Origin of the sequence: Streptomyces alkaliphilus (assembly GCF_014141535.1) — a bacterium.
In the GTDB taxonomy this organism is placed as follows: Bacteria; Actinomycetota; Actinomycetes; order Streptomycetales; family Streptomycetaceae; genus Streptomyces; species Streptomyces alkaliphilus.
In genome coordinates this window covers 1-654 of the sequence record NZ_VKHT01001597.1, presented here as the reverse complement: position 1 = coordinate 654, position 654 = coordinate 1, and the positions used below count along the sequence as shown (strand labels likewise).

Annotated in this window: 1 pseudogene; it reads left to right on the top strand. The window is 80.0% G+C overall.

Features of this window, described 5'->3' with window-relative positions:
• Positions 1-654: pseudogene (locus FNQ90_RS25875) on the top strand (hypothetical protein); the annotation flags it as partial.

The window sequence follows — 654 nt, the reverse complement described above, 5'->3', positions numbered from 1 at the left end:
CCGCACCACCGGGCGGCACGACTCCGCTGGACACCACCGTGAAGCTCACCGTCACCACCGCCGATCCCTCGGGCCGGCGCACGGATCACCTGCTGGACGTGCCCGAGGGCGCCACCGTGGGGGACCTGCTGCCCGCCCTGGTCCGCGCGCCCGCCGCGCGGGAGGGGGAGGACGCCCCACCCGCCGGGGACCCCACCGGGAGCGGGACCGCAACCGCCGCCGGAGCCGACGCGGGGACCGCCCCGCCGGACCTCTACCACGGCACCACCCGACTCGATCCGGACCTGCCGCTGAGCGCCTGCGGCGTGCGCGAGGGGGCGCTGTTGGGGCTGGGGGCGCCCCTGCCGGAGGGCGAGGCGGAGCCCGGGCGTCCGGTGCGCTTCCCCCCGCCGGGCGACCCGACCCCGGTGGAACTGCGGCACGTCTCGGGCCCCGGGGCGGGGCGGGTGTGGCGGCTGGGCCCGGGCCGGCACGAGTTCGGCACCGACCGGGGATGCGCGCTGCGCCCGGACGGCGACCCGGGCGCCGGCGTACCGGCGTCGGGGGTGTGGATCACGGTCGGGGCGGACGGCTCGGTCTCCGTGCTGCTGCCGAGGGACGCCGACCCCGAGCGCTGCGGACTGCGCAGCCTCACCCCGCCGCCGCCCGCTGTCT